The sequence below is a fragment of the Brevibacterium sp. HMSC07C04 genome, assembly GCF_001815905.1.
GTDB lineage: Bacteria > Actinomycetota > Actinomycetes > Actinomycetales > Brevibacteriaceae > Brevibacterium.
Window position 1 is genome coordinate 23254 of sequence record NZ_KV823236.1, and the last position, 18909, is coordinate 42162.

The following is an 18909-nucleotide window of genomic DNA, read 5'->3' on the forward strand; positions in this document are numbered from 1 at the left end:
GGTCTTGCCCGCCCTGACTACGCTCGAACGTCAGGGATGGGACGCGCTGTGCAACCAGACCGGCTCGTCTTTCTATGCATTCCTGATGACCGAAGCCGTCGTCATGGTCCTCTTGGATGGATTCACGATGGACAGAGACACCGCTGTCACACCCCTCGACCAGGCACCAGCGTCGGACAGCTACACGATCAGCGACGAGCGGATCGTCCGCGTAGGAGCGGAAGCGACGGCGTCGGCTCCAGGGTTTCCCTGGAGTCCGTAGGTGCCAAGCCCGACGAGCGGAACGGGGGTGCCGTCGGCAAAGTTGATGGTGGGAATGGTGAGCGTCACGGTGCGTCCTGGGAATCGGCGTTCAGTTCGAGTCTATGTCGTCTCACACAAGCCAGCCCGCTAGCACTGGGCAGTTAGGTGGCAGATCAGCGCAACCACCATGGCGCTTCGTCATGCCCTCAACGCACACCGTCGCCCATCACAGCTGTGACGTCACCAATGCGCGGCAGGGTCGTCAGGTTTTTCGCCGTCTTCCGGGTTGTCGCCGCGAGCCTGCATCCACAACTCCTCGAACAGCTCAACCAGCCAATTGATAGGCGGATCCGTAGCGAACTGCGTCCTGATTACATTCCGCCGTGGCAAAAGCCCCCCGGTCCCGAGCGGGTAACCGGAGTCCCACCGATTCCCCCGGCGCAACTCATTCGTCCAGGCATGATCCTCAATTTCAAACCAAACCTGACTGTCCTGGTCAGGATTCATGCTGAACGGAATATGCAACCACAGCGAGCTCACATCCTTCCAGCGGACTCGCCACGAATGAGTCCGAATCTCATCCTCAGTCACTGTCAAATGCCGCGGACGACGCCACGCCATCCACGTGTAAACCTGGTACAGGCACACTGCCGGAAATGCAAGCACCACGAATACTCGCAGCGTTAGCAGCTTGGTGCCGCCCCATTCGAACAATGCCGAAGGCACCCCCAGGATGATCGGCACAGCTAACACCCACATCACTACCCCGAACACAAAGGCTCGGGCCCACAGATTCGTACGCACCCGCACCTGTAAAGGGAACTGCACATCCTTAAGCCTCACCTGCTCAGCCACCCATCGCCCTTTCAACTCCACGAAACCTCAATAGCCACAAATCAGCTTCCAGAACCACACGGTTCGACAACCCCACCGACACCGACGCCACAACACGACGAAAGCGAAAACAGGACGATGCCGACCGAGGCCTTCCACACCACCTCAAAGGCAGGTCCAGAAGATTGCATTCCCTTCGTGCACCAGGATAGACAGCGGGAGAGGCCCGGGCATAAACCAATTCGAAATCCGAATCTTCAGGACTGAGTTTGAACGCATGTCTTCGGGCCAAGGCGCACATTCCGGCCCAACCGAGCAGGCACCCCCGCAGCAAGTGCAGAAGCCTCAGCGGGGGAGTGGTAACCCAACGGCAACCACCGAACCCCTAGCACAAAAAAATCCCGAAGCCGAAGCTTCGGGATTTCATTTGTGGAGGTAAGGGGACTCGAACCCCTAACCCTCTGCTTGCAAAGCAGATGCGCTACCAATTGCGCCATACCCCCAAGAGGTGAGTCTCATTCTACCTTGTCGGTGTACTGAGACCAAGTGCTGTGACCATCTTGCCTCTTCTTGCGAAGAACCAAGACTGTCAGCAGTCCGGCTGCGGTTGTTGCCGCGGCACCGTACCATCTCTTCACGAAATCCTCCGATCTGAGTTGGTTCGTGGGCCTACGTGGACTTGAACCACGGACCTCTTCGTTATCAGCGAAGCGCTCTAACCGCCTGAGCTATAGGCCCCTTCGGGGTGAACCGAAAAACAACTATAGCCCTAGCTTCGCCACAATGCAAAATCGATCCCGATCGCCCCAACCTGGCCACAAAAACGCAGGCCCCGAGCGTACTCGGGGCCTGCGCTGTGAATAGGAGATCAGTCGTCCGTGAGCGTCAGGTGGAAACCGCCCACCAGACTCGAACCGATGTTGTAGATGATCGACGTCAGGGTCGACAGCGCGGTCATGAGAATCACATTGACCACGGCGATGATCACGCCGAAGCTGAGAATTCTGCCCAACCCGAACACCTCCAGCAGCTGGTCAGCACCTTCATCGCCGGCGAATTCAGAAAGCGCAGACTGCAGATTTCCGAACGTGCCCGTCACGTGAAGCACCAGCCACAGCACGAACAGCACAACGATTGTGGCGATGCCCAGTGCGAGTGCCAGCATAAAGGTCATCTTCATCACCGACCACGGGTCGACTTTCGCCACCGCCAGTCTCACGGTGCGCGGACCCTTGCGCTGTGCACTGCCGGACATCCGCAGGCCCTGCGACGAGGATGCCTGCACGGAGGAGGGCCCAGACGCGGAGCTGTGCGAAGCTGCACCTGAACCAGACGCCGCTCCGGTTGCATGGGAACCCGGTCCGCCAGATGCACTGACCGACTGGGTCTGCGTGGCGTTCTGTGAACCCTGCGCCGTGGTCCGCGTGCCGCTGGTCTTCATGACCGCAGTCTGCGAATCCCCCTGCCGAGAACTCCCGGTTCCGCTGGACGAAGGTGCTGAAGCTGCCGAGGTGCCTGCCCGACCGCTGCTCGTGCTGGCACCGCTGCTGGCACTCTTACTGCCGCTGCCACCACTGCTGCCAGCGCCACGAGATTCGGCTCCGTCTTTTTTGCCGCCGATCCGCACGCCCTTCGATGTCGAATGCACCGGTCCCGAAGCACCGTGATTTGATGCAGACTGCGGCTTTTCGGCCGAGCCTTCAGCACTGCCGGCGGACCCTTTGGCAGTCGACGACTCCGAGCTGCTGCGCTGAGATCCTGATTCTGGGGTTTCAGCCGCAGATTTGGCCTCATCGGCATCGCTGGATGCTGTCAGGCGTGTTGATCCGGACGACGTCCGAATGACCTTGCTTGGCGTTTCGCTGTTGCTCACTGCTCATCACTCCCGTTGGCGGCGGAGTCCTGCACGTCGCCTTCCACTGCGAGAGCGTCCTCTTCCAAGGTGCCCGAAACAGTTTCGTCGACTGCGTCTTCGTCAAGTTCTTCGTCTTCGTGGCCGGAACCGCGGGTCACTGCCATAATACGGTCGCGCTTGCCCGGCTTTGCGAAAACAACGCCCATTGTATTGCGTCCGGTCTGCGGAACCTCAGCGACTGAGGAGCGGACGATCTTGCCGCGCTCCATAATGACGAACACTTCGTCATCATCTTCGACGATGAGACCACCGACCAGCTCCCCGCGCTGATCAGAGAAGCGGATAGCGCGGATGCCGATTCCGCCTCGTCCCTGGAGGCGGTACTCCTCAACGGGAGTGCGCTTGGCAAAGCCGCCAGAGGTCACAACGAACACATCGGTTCCCGGGGTGACAACGTCCATGGCGAGCAGGGCATCGTCATCCCGGAACTTCATACCGGTAACACCCGAGGTGGCGCGTCCGGTAGGGCGGATCGTTTCGTCATCCGCGGAGAAGCGAATGGACATGCCCTTCTTCGATATGAGCAGCAGGTGGTCTTCGCTGTTGACCAGGCGAGCCGAAACGAGTTCGTCCACTCCGCCGTCCGGGGTTTCGCGCAGGTTAATGGCGATGACACCGCCGGTGCGGTTCGAATCGTATTCGCCCAACCGTGTTTTCTTCACCAAGCCGGACTTGGTGGCGAGCACCAGGTAGTCCGCCGCATCGTAGTCGGCAATGGACAGAACCTGTGCGATCTCTTCATCCGGCTGCAGCGCCAGGAGGTTCGCAACGTGCTGTCCGCGCGCATCCCGGTGAGCTTCGGGAAGTTCGTAGGCCTTAGCGCGGTAAACCCTGCCCTTGTTGGTGAAGAACAGCAGCCAGTTGTGGGTCGATGTGACAAAGAAGTGTTCGACTACGTCCTCACCGCGCAGGCGAGCACCGGCAACGCCCTTGCCGCCCCTGCGCTGTGCACGGTAGAGGTTGGTCTGCGTTCGCTTGGCATAGCCTCCGCGGGTGATGGTGACGACCACCTGCTCTTCGGGGATGAGGTCTTCCATCGACATGTCCCCGTCAAAGCCGGCCAGAATCTGGGTGCGACGGTCATCGCCGTAGCGTTCGACAATCGCATCGAGTTCTTCCGACACGATTTCGCGCTGCCGGGCCGGAGTTTCAAGGATGTGGTTGTATTCCTTGATCAGCTCTTCGATCTTCTGTGCTTCTTCTTCGATCTTGAGGCGCTCAAGCGCTGCAAGACGGCGAAGCTGCAGGTCAAGAATTGCGTTTGCCTGGATTTCGTCAACGTCGAGCAGTTCCATCAGTCCGGTGCGTGCTTCGTCAGACGACGGTGAACGGCGAATGAGGGCAATCACTTCGTCCAGTGCTGAAAGCGCCTTGAGGTAGCCGCGCAGAATGTGTGCGCGCTCCTCGGCCTTGCGCAGGCGGAAGCGGGTGCGGCGAACGATCACGTCGATCTGGTGCTTGACCCACAGGCGCAAGAACGCGTCAATCGACAGAGTGCGCGGCACATTGTCGACAAGTGCCAGCATGTTCGCCGAGAAGTTCTCCTGCAGCTGCGTGTGCTTGTACAGGTTGTTCAGCACGACCTTCGCCACGGCATCGCGCTTGAGCACAATCACCAAACGCTGACCGGTGCGGCCGGACGATTCGTCGCGCATATCGGCAATGCCCGCAACCTTGCCGTCCTTGACGTAGCTGGCGATCTTCGCTGCAAGCGAGTCCGGGTTGACCTGGTAGGGGAGTTCGGTGACGACCAGGCACGTGCGTCCGTGGACTTCCTCGACTTCAACAACCGCGCGCTGCGTAATCGACCCGCGGCCGGTGCGGTAGGCGTCCTCGATGCCCTGGCGGCCCAGAATTGTGGCCCCTCCCGGGAAGTCGGGGCCCTTGATGATGCCGAGCAGCGCCTCGAGCGCCTCTTCGTTAGAGGCCTCGGGGTGGCTCAGCAGCCACTGCGCACCGGCTGCAACTTCGCGCAGGTTGTGCGGCGGAATATTGGTGGCCATACCGACGGCAATACCTGCCGAACCGTTGACCAGCAGGTTCGGAAAGCGCGACGGCAGGTAGACCGGCTCCTGATTGCGGCCGTCGTAGTTGTCCTGGAAGTCGACGGTCTCCTCTTCGATGTCCCGGACCATCTCCAGGGACAGAGGTGCCATCTTGCACTCTGTGTAACGCGGAGCAGCCGCGCCGTCATCACCGGCCGAACCGAAGTTTCCCTGACCCGAGATCAGCGGATAGCGCATGTTCCACGGTTGGACCAGACGCACGAGCGCGTCGTAGATGGCCGAGTCGCCGTGCGGGTGGAAGTGGCCCATGACATCGCCGACCACGCGCGAACACTTGGAGAAGCTGCGATCCGGCCGGTAGCCGCCGTCGTACATGGCGTACAGCACACGCCGGTGGACCGGCTTGAGGCCATCGCGGACATCCGGCAGAGCACGGCCCACAATCACCGACATGGCGTAGTCCAGGTAGGACCGCTGCATTTCGGCATTGAGGTTGACCTGCTCAACACGGGCAGCCACCTGGGTGCCTGCGCCGTCGACCGGGTGCTGTTCTTCAGCGTTTACGTTATTGTTGTCTTCTTCGGCCACCTGACCGGATCCTCCGTTGATAGAAGCCTAAGCGGATCTGTGTCGAAACTGCGCCGCCCGAGCACTCATGCCCGGGGGCGCATCCCGGCATCAGATGTCCAAGAAGCGGACGTCCTTGGCGTTTTCCTGAATGAAGCGCTTGCGCGATTCGACATCATCACCCATCAGCACGGTGAAGATTTCGTCAGCCACGAGCGCGTCTTCGAGTTCAACCTGCTTGAGCAGACGGTTTTCGGGGTTCATCGTGGTTTCCCACAGTTCCTGGTAGTTCATTTCGCCCAGACCCTTGTAGCGCTGAATGGCGAGGTCCTTCGGCAGACGCTTGCCGGCTGCACGGCCTTCTGTCAGCAGCTTGTCGCGCTCGACATCCGAATAGGCGAAGTCATCATCCGCGTTGGACCACTTGATGCGATACAGCGGCGGGGTCGCCAGGTAGACGCAGCCGTTTTCAATCAGCGGCTTCATATAGCGGAAGATGAGTGTCAGCAGCAGCGTAGTGATGTGCTGGCCGTCAACATCTGCGTCTGCCATGAGGATGATCTTGTGGTAGCGCAGCTTCTCGATGTCGAATTCGTCGCCGATTCCGGTGCCGAACGCCGTGATCATCGACTGCACTTCGTTATTGCCCAAAGCGCGGTCCAGGCGGGCCTTCTCCACATTGAGGATCTTGCCTCGCAGGGGGAGGATGGCCTGCGTCATCGGGTTGCGACCCTGCACCGCCGAACCGCCTGCCGAGTCACCCTCGACGATGAACACTTCCGAAATCGTCGGATCTTTCGACTGGTTGTCCCGCAGCTTCCCGGGCATGCCGGAGGTTTCCAGCAGGCCCTTGCGGCGCGTTGCTTCACGGGCTTTGCGCGCAGCCAGGCGCGCCTGGGAAGCCTGCACGGCCTTGCGCACAACTTCGCGCGCGTTTGCGGGATTGGATTCCAGCCAGTGGGTCAGTTCGTCGCGCACTACCCGGCTGACGAAGTTGCGGGCCTCTGAATTGCCCAGCTTGGTCTTCGTCTGACCTTCAAACTGCGGTTCGCCCAGTTTGATCGACACGACTGCGGTCAGACCCTCGCGAATGTCCTCACCGGTGAGGTTGGCGTCCTTTTCGCGCAGCAGCCTCTGTTCGCGCGCATAGCTGTTGAGCACGGAAGTCAGTGCGGTGCGGAAGCCCTCTTCGTGCGTACCGCCTTCGTGGGTGTTGATGGTGTTGGCGTAGGTGTGCACGCCCTCCTGGAAGCCGGTGGTCCACTGCATGGCCACTTCCAGGGCGATCGCCTGTTCTTTGTCTTCGTGTTCAAAGGCGATGACGTCGTCGTGGACGGTTTCGCTCTTCTTGGCCGAATTGAGGTAGGCCACGTAGTCCAGCAGACCCTTGTCGTATTTGAATACGACTTCACGCGGCTTGAACTCTTCTGCCTCTTCGTCTTCCAGCTGGACGTCGTCATCGTCGATTTCGGGCTGGCGTTCGTCTGTCAGCGTGATCTTGAGGCCCTTGTTGAGGAACGCCATCTGCTGGAAGCGCGCCCGCAGGGTCTCAAAGCTGAATTCAGTGGTGTCGAAGATCTCCGGGTCGGGCCAGAAGGTGATGTCGGTTCCGGTCTGGTCGGTGGCTTCGCCCTCCACCACGTCCGAGGTGGGGACACCGCGTTCGTAGGACTGTCGCCACACTTTGCCGTCACGGCGCACAACCGCGTCCATGCGCAGCGAGAGCGCGTTGACGACGGACGAACCGACTCCGTGCAGGCCACCGGAGACCGCGTAGCCGCCGCCGCCGAATTTGCCTCCCGCGTGCAGAACGGTGAGGACGACTTCCAGGGTCGGTCGGCCTTCCGAGGGGTGCATGGCCACGGGGATTCCGCGCCCGTGGTCGACCACGCGCACACCGCCGTCGGCGAGGATGGTCACTTCGATGCTGTCGTTGTAGCCTGCCAGGGCTTCGTCGACCGAATTGTCGACGATTTCATAGACCAAGTGGTGAAGACCGCGTTCGGATGTCGACCCGATGTACATGCCCGGCCGCTTGCGGACCGCTTCGAGCCCTTCAAGAACGGTGATATCACCGGCATCGTAATGCGGTTTGTGCTCGTCGGCCATGAAACTCCTCGGATCTGTGCAGATTTCCGTCCAAGTCTACAGCGTTCGGGCTTGAAACAGCGGGTGACAGGCACGCAATGGCCGTTTCCGCGCATTTTCAGATCCGCCGATGAGGGGCGGGCCGTCTGAAGACCTCTCAGAGGCCTGTGCGGGCCGCCACAGATTCACGCAGCTGCGAAGTTCTGTTTTGGCACCACGCCGCCGCCCGCCGGGCACCTGAAAGCGTGGATCATCCGTAGGTGTCGCGCGGACCGCGGCCGGGCACGGACAACCGGCCCTTCTTCCATGACTTCTGCTTGGGGCCGATGATCTCGATGTCGTCAATCACCCGCCGCCCCAGCTCCCGCTCCAGACGGTCCAACAGCATGTCGCGCATCAGCCGCAGCTGTGTCGCCCATGTGGTCGAGGAGGCGCGCACCGTGAGCTTCGGCGGTTCGCACAGTTCGGGAACACAGTGCTGGGCTACGTTCTCACCGACAAGCTCCGGCCACCGTCCCAGCAGCGATCCGACATCCATCGAGGACGTCCACCCGCGGGCCTTCGTTAATGCCGACAGGTCTGCCGAAAGCTTCTTGGGATCCCTAGGGTCCTCACCTGCCCCGGAGTACTGCGGTTCGCGGATACCCCGCGGCACTCTGCGCAGGGACCCGCTGTAGCGCGCCTGCACCGAGCCCATGCGCCTGATCCGGTCCAGCGCTTCGAGAGCGGCGGTTGAGACCGGCAGCTTCTGGTTCATCCGCTCTGTCCTCCCGCCTGATCACCTTCCGAGGTGCCTGCTGTCAGATCGATGATCTCACCTGCGAGGTTGTTGGGTATATGGCCGGCCACGGCGGTTGTTATGAGGACCTGCTGCGCTTCTTGAATGATGTCGGCGAGTCTGCGAGTGCGGCCTTGGTCAAGCTCAGAGAACACGTCATCGAGAACGAGGACGGGTGAATCGTCAGGTTCGTCTGGATTGGCCTGCAGCACTCGCCAGCTGGCCAAACGCAAAGCAAGTGCGAGTGACCAGCTTTCGCCGTGACTGGCATAGCCCTTGGCCGGGGCTGCCCCGATCTGCAGGTCAAGATCATCGCGCTGCGGGCCTACGAGGGTGACACCCCTTTCGATTTCGACGCGGCGGCGCTTGCCAAGCTCATCGAGGATGAGGTCTTCCATGGCCTGCTGCGCACCCGGCAGAGAACGGTCGATCACCGAATAGTCAACGCGTGATGCGTACTTCGCCGCCGCTGTGCGCCTTTCCGGGCGAGCATCTTCGGCCAGTCTGGCGAAATCATCGGCCAGCGGCTGCGCCAGGCGGTCAAGAAGACCCAGCCGACCGGTGACAAGGGCAGCCGCGGCGCGGGCAAAGGCGTGATCCCATATCTCCAGGGTCGCTTCAAGGCCCAGGCTGGGTCGCAGAGGATCGTCCCCCGCGCCCGAACGCTCTTCGTAGCGGGCCTTGCGCAGAGATTTCAGCAGGGCGTTGCGCTGCTTCAAAGCTCGCTCGAAATCGGCGATGACGGCGGAATAGCGGGGAGTGAGTGCCACCAGGAGCTCATCGAGGTAGGCCCGCCGCTCAGCGGGTTCCCCCTTGACCAAACCGAGGTCCTCCGGAGCGAACACAACCGCCGGCAGCAGGCCCAGAAGCTCGCGCACCCGCACGGCCTGCTTGTTGATTCGGGCGGTATTGGCGCCCTTGGCCTTGATCGTGACCTCGACCCTGACCTGCCGTTTGCCGCGATGAGCAAGAGCAGACACAACGGCCCGTTCGCTGCCGGTGCGCACAAGGGGAAAATCGTTTGTCACACGGTGGCTGCGCAGAGTCGAAACGTAGCCGAGAGCCTCAACCAGGTTCGTCTTGCCCCAACCGTTGGGGGCAAGAAAGACCGTCACACCGGGGGCAAGTTCAAGATTGAGCCGCGAATAGGAGCGGAACTGGTCCAGAATCAGCCGACTGACCCACATGGGGCCGCCGTCAGAATCGCAGAATCGGCATGAGGAGGTAGCGGTACGACGTATCCTCTTCGCCGTCAGCCTCGGTCATGCCCGAAATGACAACCGGCTTCTTCGGTTCGGTGAGCGCGAATCGCACAAAGGGAGTGTCGATCTGCGCAAGGCCTTCGGCGATGTAACCGGGGTTGAAGCCGGTCGTGATCTCCCTGCCCTCAATGGTTGCAGGCAGAGCTTCAGTCGCCTGAGCGTCATCACCGGCACCAGCGCGCAGCACCAGCGAACCGTCGGCAAACTCAAACTTGATGGGGCTGTTGCGCTCGGCAACAAGCGACACGCGGCGCACGGCTTCGCGCAGAGCGCTTGTCTCCATGACAGCCGAGATTGCGACGTCCTTGGGAAAGAGCGAACGAACCTTCGGGTAGTCACCTTCGACCAGCAGCGACGTGGTGACACGACCCTCGGAAGAGAACGCCAACATCTCCTTGCCACCGGATTCCGCCAGGGCAATCTCAATGTCACCGCTCATGGCCTTCGCGGCCTCAGCCATCGTCTTGCCGCGGACCAGAGCAACAGCCTCAACCTGCGGGTTGCGCGGATTCCACGTGAACTCCCGCACCGCCAGGCGGTAGCGGTCAGTTGCCAGCAGGGTGACACGGTCACCTTCGATTTCAACTCGCATGGCCGTGAGAATCGGCAGGGTTTCATCCTTCGAGGTCGCAATGTTGACCTGCCCGACAGCACCCTGGAAGTCCGAAGCCGACATGACACCGGTGGTTTCGGGAACGGCAGGAAGCGCGGGGTATTCCTCCACCGGCATGGTCATGAGCGCAAAGCGCGAGGACCCGCACGTGACGTTGACCTTTGTCCCTTCGAGTTCGAACACGACAGGCTGAGGCGGAAGAGCGCGAGCGATGTCAGCAAGAAGGCGACCGGAAACGAGAATGGTTCCCTCCGCCTCGACATCGGCGCCAATACGGGCGCGAGCCGAGACTTCGTAGTCGAAAACAGCAAGATCAACCGAACCATCGGCGTGAGCTGAGATGAGAAGGCCGGTGAGAACCGGAACCGCGGGGCGCTGCGGAATCGACTTGGTGGTCCAGGTGACGGCGTCGGCCAGGACGTCGCGGTCCACTTTGAACTTCACGGACTGAGCAGCTTCAGCGTTCACATCTCTCCTGGTCGGTTCTTCTCAGCAGCGCCGAGGATTCCAGCCTTTTCGCTTGCGCCACTACTCACGGCATAAGCAGAAAGCAACATTACACGCCGATCTTACGCCGAATCAACGAGGGCAGGCCGCTGTGACCAGAACTCAGCGAAGTTGATGTGAGCAAGCGTTGCGCAGAGCAATCGGCGGGTTCCCTCTTGAGTCTTTGAGTAAGTACAGAAGCAGTATTAGGTCCTGTGGATTCTGTGGAATTACATCGATGTCATCGAAAGTCTATGCGACCAAGCGCCACACAGACCCCGTTGACAACTCTGTTCATGAATCGGTGGGGTTCAGTGGACGCCTGCTGGTTACATCGATGTGATTACACAGCCATCCACCGAGCACCGTTGGTCCCTCCAGAGGTTCGATAACAGATAACGCACGTTATCCACCAGGTTTTCCACAGGTGTGGAATCTCACCGCCGTTACAGCCGGTGCTGCTGTTTGATGCGGTTTGTCAGCTCTGTGACCTGCGTATACAGCGCTCTGCGCTCGGCCATCTGCGTCTTGATCTTCTTATTTGCGTGCATCACGGTGGTGTGGTCGCGCCCGCCGAAAGCCTGGCCGATCTTCGGCAGCGACAGATCCGTGAGTTCACGGCACAGGTACATGGCGATCTGGCGCGCGGTCGACAGCGTGCGCGAACGGCTGGTTCCCTTGAGATCATCGAGGGTCAGGCTGAAGTACTGGGCGGTCTGGCCCATGATGTCCACGGCCGTGATCTCAGGGGTGTCATCCTGCGTGATGAAGTCCTTGAGCACGGTTTCTGCCAGATCGACGTCGATGACCTGATCATTGAGGTTTGAAAACGCCGTTACGCGAATGAGCGCGCCTTCGAGTTCGCGAATGTTGGAGGACACGCGCGATGCGATGTACTCCAGAACATCGTCGGGAACATCCAGGTTCTCTCCGTGGGCCTTGTTGCGCAGAATCGCAAAGCGGGTTTCGAGATCCGGCGGCTGCACATCCGTCAGCAGCCCCCATTCGAAGCGCGAACGCAGTCGCTCCTCGAAGCCGCTGAGCAGCTTCGGCGGCTGGTCGGAGGTGATGATGACCTGCTTCTGTTCGTTGTGCAGAGCATTGAACGTGTGGAAGAACTCTTCGACGGTCGCGTCCTTGCCCTGCAGGAACTGGATGTCGTCGATCATGAGGATGTCGACTTCGCGGTAGCGCTTCTGGAACGCCGGGCGCAGCGAATTCGATGTAGTCGACGAGCCGATCGTGTTGATGAAGTCGTTGACGAACTCTTCTGAGCTGACATAGCGCACCCGCAGATTGGGAAACAGCTGCATTGAGTAGTGCCCGATGGCGTGTAGCAGGTGCGTTTTGCCCAGACCCGACTCTCCGTAGATGAACAGCGGGTTGTACGCCTTGGCCGGTGCTTCGGCCACAGCCAGGGCAGCCGCGTGGGCGAACCGGTTCGATGCGCCGATGACAAAGGACTCGAACGTGTACTTGGAGTTGAGGTCCGCCGCGCCGCTGGCCGCCGCGGTGAAGCCGCTGTCCTCATCGGCCGAGGTGTGGGCAGCGGTGGGTGCCTGTTCTGCCGGTGCCGCGTGGTGCGGCACGGAAGGCGCGGACGGCGCGGGGGCGGGCGGAGCAGCCGCGGCTGGCGTGGGTGCTGATGCCGGGGGCTGGGACCCGAGCGGCGGCTGCGCTGGGGGAGTGGGGTGTGGATCGTAGCTGCTGTCGTCTTCGACGATTTCATTGTCGCCGGGCAGCTCGAGGTTTTCGTCCAGCGCAATGGCAAACGTGACCGTCTTGCCCAGTGCTCGAGAGAACTCCTCCTGCAGACGATCCCGCAGGTCGACTTCGAGGGTTTTGCGAGTCAGATCATTGCGCACAGACAGGACGATGAGCTCGTCTCCGACAAGTGCCGTGGGAACGGCGAGTGCCAGGAAGCCCTTGTGGCGGGCGTGGATGGCGGTATCGGCCATAAGGGCGGTGAGCACCTCTTGCCAGATTGTCTGCAGTCGTGTCTTGTCGCTCATCGGCCTTCCCAAGGGTTATCCACACATGTGAAAACTGGTTCGAGTCAGTCCCCATAGTTTTCCACAGAATGTGGAGCAAATCGATAGCTGAGGCCAAGATATGCACATTGGTGGACAAGTTTGTGGATAACTACACGCGTGTCATTTGTGGACGCGGCCGTGAACATCGTGTGAACAGGGGAGTGAACTACAGAAATGTAACTTCAAAGTTCTCCACGGGCGGCTGTGTATGCATGCTGTGATCCGCGACAGCATGCGGAACCAGGGAGCTGGTCCGAGCCGTGGTCGTTTTGACCCAAACCGGAAGAAAAGGCTAAGCTAGAGCGTCCTGTGTTTGTGGGCCCGTTTGAGTTGTGTGAACTTCCCCTTGGCCTGAAGGCGCAGGAAGCAAGACAGCCCCTGAAGCTTTCTTAAGGAAGATCTGCGCCACATGCCTGATCTTCGGGCACAGACTGACCTAGACGGAGAAACAAGTGAGCAAGCGTACCTTCCAGCCCAATAACCGCAAGCGCGCCAAGACCCACGGCTTCCGTGCTCGCATGCGCACGCGTGCAGGCCGTTCCGTCCTCGCCGCTCGTCGCCGCAAGGGCCGCTCAAACCTTTCAGCCTGACGTGCTTCCGGCACGGAACCGCATCCGGCGCCCCGAAGACTTCAAGCGGATCTTCCGCTCAGGACGAAAAGCGGGCAGCCAGGCGCTGGTCATCCACGCCGACTTCGATACGGCCCACGCCCCGCGCGTGGGCTTTATCGTCTCCAAAGCTGTAGGCAACGCCGTCACCCGCAACCTGGTCAAAAGGCGACTGCGCGCCATCAGCAGCGAACTCATGGGACAGCTGACCGGCGATTACGTCATCCGCGCCCTGCCCAAAGCCGCGCACTGTGACTATGCACAGCTCAAAGACAGCACCCTGACGGCACTGCAGCGCATCAATGCTGACCAAAGACTCTGAGAACACCCCATCGTCACTGCCTCCCGTGCCACACGGCGGCAGTCGAGTCCTTCACGGACTCCGTTTGGCACCTCGTATGCCATTCGTATGGTTAATGCGGCTGTACAGACAACTGATCTCGCCGCTGTACGGCGACAGATGCAAGTACTACCCGTCGTGCTCGAAGTACGCGCTCGACGCCTTTGAAGTCCACGGGGCAATCCGCGGCGCCATCGCCACAGCGTGGCGGCTGCTGCGCTGCAACCCCCTTTCACCCGGCGGCCTCGACTATGTGCCCGGGTCGTTCATGGAGAAGCAATCGCGCACCATGAAGGCCCGCTTCGCGAAGGGTGGCACAATAGACATGGCCGACTGACCGCCTAGGAGAACGAAAACTTCATGGACACAATCCTGAAGCCCATTCAGTGGGTGATCGCGTGGATCCTCAGTCTGTTCCACGACATCTTCACTGCCATCGGCATGCCCGCTGAAAACGGGTGGACTTGGGCCGTTGCGATCATTGCAATGACAATGCTGATCCGCGCGATCCTCATACCGCTGTTCGTCTACCAGATCAAGGCGCAGCGGAAGATGCAGCTGCTCCAGCCGGATATGCAGCGACTGCGCGAAAAGTACAAGGGCAAGCGCGACCAGTACTCCCGGCAGCAAATGGCCGAAGAACAGCAGGCGCTGTTCAAGAAGCACGGCACAAATCCGCTGGCCTCCTGCCTGCCGATGCTCGTTCAGATTCCGGTGTTCTTTTCGCTCTTCCGCGTGATCCACAACGTTCCGGAAATCGCAGCCGGAAACATGGGCGCCATCGGCGGCATGACGCAGGAGCTTGCCAAGCAGATGGACAACGCAACCATCTTCGGCATCTACCTGCGCGATACCTTCATGAGCGACGGCATCGGCGTCAAGGTGCTCACCGCCGTCATGATCATCATCATGGCTGCCACGCAGTTCATCACGCAGAAGCAGATGATGTCCAAGAACATGTCTGCGCAGGCCATGGACAACCCGTTCATGCAGCAGCAGAAGATGCTCCTGTACCTGTTTCCGATCATCTTCGCCGTCGGCGGCATCTACTTCCCGCTTGGTGTGCTCATCTACTGGCTTGCCACCAACACGTGGACGATGGTTCAGCAGTTCATCGTCATCCGCAATATGCCCGCCCCCGGTTCCAAGGCCGAGAAGGAAATGCAGGCCCGCTACGCCAAGAAGGGCCGGGAACTGCCCAAGCACATGCAGCCGAAGGCCGAAGAAGAAGCACCGGCCAAAAAGGGCGGCCAGCGCCAGCAGCCGATCAGCAAGAATCGTCAGAAGAAGAAAAAGAAGAAGTGAGTGACGATGACTGACTCGACAGAAGACAAGAAGCCCACCCGCGCCGAACTTCTTGAAGAAGAAGGCGACATCGCCGCGGACTACCTCGAAGAACTTCTCGACATTGTCGACCTTGACGGTGATATCGACATTGACGTCGTTGAAGGCCGTGCCCAGGTTGCCATTGTTCCACCAGAAGAGGACTCCGAGGTCGACATTCTGGTGGGCCGCGAAGGTGAGGTTCTCAACTCGCTGCAGGAACTGACGCGCCTTGCTGTGCAGACTGCTACCGGCCAGCGCTCGTGGCTCATGCTCGACATCGACGGGTTCCGCAGCAGGCGCCGCGACCAGCTGAAGGAACTGGCCAACAAGAAGATCGACCAGGTCAAGGAGACCGGCGAATCCGTTGCGCTCAAGCCCATGAACTCTTTTGAGCGCAAGGTCATCCACGACCAGGTTTCACGCGCAGGCCTGGTCTCTGAATCTGCAGACGAAGGCCCCAAGCGCCACGTGGTCATCAGCCTGCCATGACCGAACCTCGTCCCCAGGCCGCGGCAGAGGTCTTCGGCGATCGTCTTGTGATTGCCGAGGCCTACGCCCAGCACCTTGCCACGACAGGTGTTGAATGGGGCCTTATCGGGCCGCGCGAAGTCGACCGGCTGTGGACGCGGCACATTCTCAACTGCGCTGTTGTCAGGGAACTGCTTCGTCCCGGTGATTCCGTTGGCGACGTCGGGTCCGGGGCAGGCCTGCCCGGGCTTGCCCTGGCTATTGCCTGCCCGGATATTTCCTTCACTCTGATTGAGGCGATGGAACGCCGTGTTGACTGGCTCACCATGGTTGTCGAAGACCTCGGGATTGAAAACGTGCGCATTGTGCGCGCTAGGGCCGAAGACCTCGTGGACATCGAAATGTTCACCGCCGTCACCGCACGTGCGGTCAAGGCGCTGCCGCAGCTGATCGACTGGTGTGCTCCACTGCTGAGCCCGGAGGGCAGACTGCTGGCGATCAAGGGGGACCGTGCGCAGGAAGAAATCTACAAGTCTAAGAAGGCAGTGAAGGTTCAGCGTTGCCACACCCCGGTTATAAAACATGTGGGCGAAGGAGTCTTGGAACAGCCAACGCGCGTAGTAGAAGTCATTCGTCGCTGACTGTTCGAATAGTGTTCTAATCCTCCGCCGTGATGTTTCACGTGAAACGCGTAGAATAGGAAGCAATCAAAATTAACGGCGCAAATGGAGGGCGAATGGCTATCTTGGATGAGTCGACTCCCTTGGGTGCGGCGATTGCACGTGATAATCAGCGTGCTGCCCGTCTCTCGAGAGCGACCTTCCCCAAACCGGACTCAACAAGAATCTTCACTGTCGCCAATCAAAAGGGCGGCGTAGGAAAGACAACTACGGCGGTCAACCTGGCAGCAGCGCTTGCAAAGCATGGTCTCGAAGTGCTCGTCATCGATTCTGACCCCCAGGGCAATGCGAGTACTGCCCTTGACATCGATCACTCAACTGAAGTTCCAAGCATCTACGACGTCATCATCGACGACATGGACATTGCGGACACCATCGCCTACTGCCCAGAGTTCGAAACCCTTGCAGTGGTCCCGGCAACTATCGATCTTGCCGGCGCAGAAATCGAGCTGGTTTCTAGGGTTGCCCGCGAACAGCGCCTATCAGTTGCTCTCGACGCGTATCTGCAGAAAAGGGAAGAAGAGGGCTCGCGCGTCGACTATGTATTCATCGACTGCCCGCCCAGCTTGGGACTTTTGACCGTCAACGCTTTTGTTGCAGCAAACGAAGTCCTGATCCCCATTCAGTGCGAGTACTACGCGCTTGAGGGGCTGAGCCAACTGCTCAGCAATATTCAGCTCATTCAAAAGCACCTGAATCCTGCCTTGGAGCTCAGCACGATCTTGCTGACCATGTACGATTCGCGCACCAACCTGAGCTCCCAAGTTGCGGAAGATGTCCGAGCTCATTTTCCCAAGCAAGTTCTCAACACATCCATACCGCGCTCTGTACGCATTTCCGAAGCGCCCAGCTTTGCGCAAACCGTTATCGCCTATGAACCTAGCTCGTCCGGCGCGCTTTCCTATCGCGAAGCCGCCCAAGAGATCGCACAGCGAGGAGTAAAGCACAGTGAGTGAAGCACCGAAGTCGCGTCGTCGGGGCCTTGGTCGTGGAATTGGAGCGCTCATCCCGGACGTAGTCAGCGAAGAACGACCTATCGATGTCTTCTTTTCCGGGGATGGAGAAAAGAAGGATAGTGTTTCACGTGAAACAATAGTTGACCCGGCAGCCGGTATGCGGCAATCCCGGACCAAAGCCAAATCAGCTAAGTCGGCCGCGCCCGCGAAGACCGCCCCAAAGCCTTCTGCTGATTCGGCTAAGAAAACGACACCTGGGTCCAAGAAGGATGCAACCAAGGCGAAGTCAGCGAGCACGGCAGCAAACAACAATGTTTCACGTGAAACGCAACAGGATGTTTCACGTGAAACCGACCTCCAAGACGTTCCGGGCGCCGCGTTCGGCCTGATCCCTGTTGAGCAGATTTCGCCGAACCCACGTCAGCCCCGTGATGTTTTCGACGAAGACGCTCTCGCTGAGCTGGTCACGTCCATCAAGGAAGTCGGCGTCCTTCAGCCAGTAGTGGTCCGCGTCGTTGACCCGAAGAAGCCTTCCTACCAGCTGATTATGGGGGAGCGCCGATTCCGCGCTTCTCAAGAAGCCGGATTGAAGGAAATTCCGGCCATTATCCGCGATGTTCGTGATGATGACCTCCTGCGTGATGCTCTTCTCGAAAACCTTCACCGCGTTGACCTCAACCCACTCGAAGAAGCAGCCGCCTACCAGCAGCTTCTCGAAGACTTCAACTGCACGCAGGAACAGCTTTCAGAGCGCATTGGTCGCTCGCGTCCGCAGATTTCGAACACACTGCGCTTGTTGAAGTTGCCTGGCCTGGTGCAACGCCGTGTAGCTGCGGGAGTTCTATCTCAGGGCCATGCGCGTGCGCTTCTTGGTCTCGAGGATGCTGCGCACATGGAGGTACTGGCTCAGCGCATCGTCGCAGAAGGCCTCTCAGTTCGCGCAACAGAAGAGTCGGTCGTGCTCATGAATAGGGGAGACGATAAGCCCGTTTCACGTGAAACATCGAAACCCAATCCGGAACTTGAGTCGATTGCACGAACTATTGGCGACAAGCTCGACACAAGGGTCAAAATTTCAATGGGCCGACGCAAAGGTCGGATCAGTGTAGAGTTCGCTGATGAGAATGACCTTAAGCGAATTATTGAAGCTCTTGGGATGCAGCAGCCCTAACGTCGCAAGAAGCTAAGCCCCTGTGTGAACTGAGGCCGGCGCCGAAAGGAGCCGGCCTCAGTTGTATTTGTGTGCAAACGGTCGAGACGGCCTGAGCGCCCGATTCTTGGTGTCTTTTCGCAGGACACCGTTCAACGCGGCCGTTGAGAACCGGGCTGCGGATGACGATAGACGTAACTGCAGTGCTCCGAAGCGAAATCGTTCACTGATCTAACACGTCGGTGTTCTCGCGGCCCGGTTGCGGGCAGCTAACTTTGCGGGTCGATTCGACGGATGAGCACAACCCGCTGCGCTGTGGTATTCCGACAAGTGGTTGCGCAGATATGGCTAGCGGGTCTGGACGGGCTTTCCCCCCCATAATGCGTCCCATCCAATCAAGCGCTGCAGCTTTGTGTGAGCACCTCGTCGAGAAGATTTGAAAGTAAGATGACCGAGCAGAAACTCAACTTGAATGTAAAATCCCGGGGCATCGAGTGAACGATGTCCCGGGATTTTACGGTCCAGGTGGCTGGAGGATAGGCGGGGCAGGAAGTGC

17 protein-coding genes and 2 tRNA genes are annotated in these 18909 nt (G+C 59.8%); 8 read left to right on the forward strand and 11 right to left on the reverse strand.

All coding sequences use genetic code 11. The features are described 5' to 3' along the window. Window positions 1-180 precede the first annotated feature (180 nt). The 11 genes from HMPREF3162_RS11750 to dnaA form a co-directional block, all read right to left on the reverse strand. A complete protein-coding gene (locus tag HMPREF3162_RS11750) occupies window positions 181-330 on the reverse strand; it encodes a hypothetical protein (protein ID WP_176745920.1) in 150 nt (49 codons plus the stop codon). Window positions 331-483: 153 nt separating this feature from the next. Beyond that, the gene (locus HMPREF3162_RS01210) at window positions 484-1098 is read right to left on the reverse strand and encodes a hypothetical protein (RefSeq protein ID WP_070776656.1); all 615 of its coding nucleotides are present in this window, start codon (window positions 1096-1098) and stop codon (window positions 484-486) included. A gap of 409 nt (window positions 1099-1507) precedes the next feature. Then, window positions 1508-1580: transfer RNA gene (locus HMPREF3162_RS01215), tRNA-Ala, on the reverse strand. Window positions 1581-1741: 161 nt separating this feature from the next. Further along, window positions 1742-1815 (reverse strand) — tRNA-Ile (locus HMPREF3162_RS01220). 130 nt (window positions 1816-1945) lie between these two features. Next, window positions 1946-2518 (reverse strand): DUF3566 domain-containing protein, encoded by a 573-nt coding sequence (locus tag HMPREF3162_RS11865; RefSeq protein ID WP_083318866.1) that lies wholly within the window; start codon window positions 2516-2518, stop codon window positions 1946-1948. Between the two features lie 428 nt (window positions 2519-2946). Continuing rightward, entirely contained in the window at window positions 2947-5517 is a 2571-nt protein-coding gene (gene gyrA / locus HMPREF3162_RS01230) for a DNA gyrase subunit A (protein WP_256282551.1), read from the reverse strand. A 159-nt stretch (window positions 5518-5676) separates the two neighbouring features. After that, window positions 5677-7674, reverse strand: a complete 1998-nt coding sequence (gene gyrB, locus HMPREF3162_RS01235) for a DNA topoisomerase (ATP-hydrolyzing) subunit B (RefSeq protein ID WP_070576031.1) — start codon at window positions 7672-7674, stop codon at window positions 5677-5679. A 229-nt stretch (window positions 7675-7903) separates the two neighbouring features. Next, window positions 7904-8410: a DciA family protein gene (locus tag HMPREF3162_RS01240; RefSeq protein ID WP_070576028.1), complete on the reverse strand. Its 507-nt coding sequence runs from the start codon at window positions 8408-8410 to the stop codon at window positions 7904-7906. After that, window positions 8407-9618 (reverse strand): DNA replication/repair protein RecF, encoded by a 1212-nt coding sequence (recF, locus tag HMPREF3162_RS01245; protein WP_070576025.1) that lies wholly within the window; start codon window positions 9616-9618, stop codon window positions 8407-8409. Before recF ends, HMPREF3162_RS01240 begins: the two co-directional genes overlap by 4 nt. Window positions 9619-9628: 10 nt before the next feature. Continuing rightward, a complete protein-coding gene (dnaN, locus tag HMPREF3162_RS01250; protein ID WP_176747324.1) occupies window positions 9629-10774 on the reverse strand; it encodes a DNA polymerase III subunit beta in 1146 nt (381 codons plus the stop codon). A gap of 464 nt (window positions 10775-11238) precedes the next feature. Beyond that, window positions 11239-12804 carry a chromosomal replication initiator protein DnaA gene (gene dnaA, locus HMPREF3162_RS01255; RefSeq protein ID WP_070776660.1) on the reverse strand — a complete coding sequence of 522 codons (1566 nt, stop codon included), beginning with the start codon at window positions 12802-12804 and terminating at the stop codon, window positions 11239-11241. 473 nt (window positions 12805-13277) lie between these two features. Between dnaA and rpmH the strand changes: the two genes are divergently transcribed. From rpmH to HMPREF3162_RS01290, 8 genes are all read left to right on the forward strand, one after another. After that, entirely contained in the window at window positions 13278-13415 is a 138-nt protein-coding gene (rpmH, locus tag HMPREF3162_RS11275; protein ID WP_083304228.1) for a 50S ribosomal protein L34, read from the forward strand. 1 nt (window position 13416) lies between these two features. Continuing rightward, the gene (gene rnpA / locus HMPREF3162_RS01260; protein ID WP_070576398.1) at window positions 13417-13755 is read left to right on the forward strand and encodes a ribonuclease P protein component; all 339 of its coding nucleotides are present in this window, start codon (window positions 13417-13419) and stop codon (window positions 13753-13755) included. A gap of 94 nt (window positions 13756-13849) precedes the next feature. Continuing rightward, complete coding sequence (gene yidD, locus HMPREF3162_RS01265) at window positions 13850-14110, forward strand: membrane protein insertion efficiency factor YidD (RefSeq protein ID WP_256282532.1); 261 nt, start codon at window positions 13850-13852, stop codon at window positions 14108-14110. Window positions 14111-14133: 23 nt separating this feature from the next. Beyond that, a complete protein-coding gene (yidC, locus tag HMPREF3162_RS01270; RefSeq protein ID WP_070576016.1) occupies window positions 14134-15078 on the forward strand; it encodes a membrane protein insertase YidC in 945 nt (314 codons plus the stop codon). Between the two features lie 6 nt (window positions 15079-15084). Continuing rightward, window positions 15085-15588 (forward strand): Jag family protein, encoded by a 504-nt coding sequence (locus HMPREF3162_RS01275; protein ID WP_070776731.1) that lies wholly within the window; start codon window positions 15085-15087, stop codon window positions 15586-15588. Further along, window positions 15585-16208: a 16S rRNA (guanine(527)-N(7))-methyltransferase RsmG gene (gene rsmG / locus HMPREF3162_RS01280; RefSeq protein WP_070776664.1), complete on the forward strand. Its 624-nt coding sequence runs from the start codon at window positions 15585-15587 to the stop codon at window positions 16206-16208. The genes HMPREF3162_RS01275 and rsmG overlap by 4 nt, the downstream gene beginning before the upstream one ends. A gap of 95 nt (window positions 16209-16303) precedes the next feature. Beyond that, on the forward strand, window positions 16304-17203 hold the full coding sequence (locus tag HMPREF3162_RS01285) for a ParA family protein (protein WP_070576012.1): 900 nt from the start codon (window positions 16304-16306) through the stop codon (window positions 17201-17203). Continuing rightward, window positions 17196-18374: a ParB/RepB/Spo0J family partition protein gene (locus HMPREF3162_RS01290; protein ID WP_070576009.1), complete on the forward strand. Its 1179-nt coding sequence runs from the start codon at window positions 17196-17198 to the stop codon at window positions 18372-18374. The genes HMPREF3162_RS01285 and HMPREF3162_RS01290 overlap by 8 nt, the downstream gene beginning before the upstream one ends. Window positions 18375-18909: the final 535 nt, after the last annotated feature.

Excerpts from the sequence above, each read along its gene's own strand:
- HMPREF3162_RS11865 (WP_083318866.1), bottom strand. The coding sequence starts at position 2,518 with ATGAAGACCAGCGGCACGCGGACCACGGCGCAGGGTTCACAGAACGCC.
- gyrB (WP_070576031.1), bottom strand. The coding sequence starts at position 7,674 with ATGGCCGACGAGCACAAACCGCATTACGATGCCGGTGATATCACCGTT.
- HMPREF3162_RS01240 (WP_070576028.1), bottom strand. The coding sequence starts at position 8,410 with ATGAACCAGAAGCTGCCGGTCTCAACCGCCGCTCTCGAAGCGCTGGAC.
- recF (WP_070576025.1), bottom strand. The coding sequence starts at position 9,618 with ATGTGGGTCAGTCGGCTGATTCTGGACCAGTTCCGCTCCTATTCGCGG.
- dnaA (WP_070776660.1), bottom strand. The coding sequence starts at position 12,804 with ATGAGCGACAAGACACGACTGCAGACAATCTGGCAAGAGGTGCTCACC.
- yidD (WP_256282532.1), top strand. The coding sequence starts at position 13,850 with ATGCGGCTGTACAGACAACTGATCTCGCCGCTGTACGGCGACAGATGC.
- yidC (WP_070576016.1), top strand. The coding sequence starts at position 14,134 with ATGGACACAATCCTGAAGCCCATTCAGTGGGTGATCGCGTGGATCCTC.
- HMPREF3162_RS01275 (WP_070776731.1), top strand. The coding sequence starts at position 15,085 with ATGACTGACTCGACAGAAGACAAGAAGCCCACCCGCGCCGAACTTCTT.
- rsmG (WP_070776664.1), top strand. The coding sequence starts at position 15,585 with ATGACCGAACCTCGTCCCCAGGCCGCGGCAGAGGTCTTCGGCGATCGT.
- HMPREF3162_RS01285 (WP_070576012.1), top strand. The coding sequence starts at position 16,304 with ATGGCTATCTTGGATGAGTCGACTCCCTTGGGTGCGGCGATTGCACGT.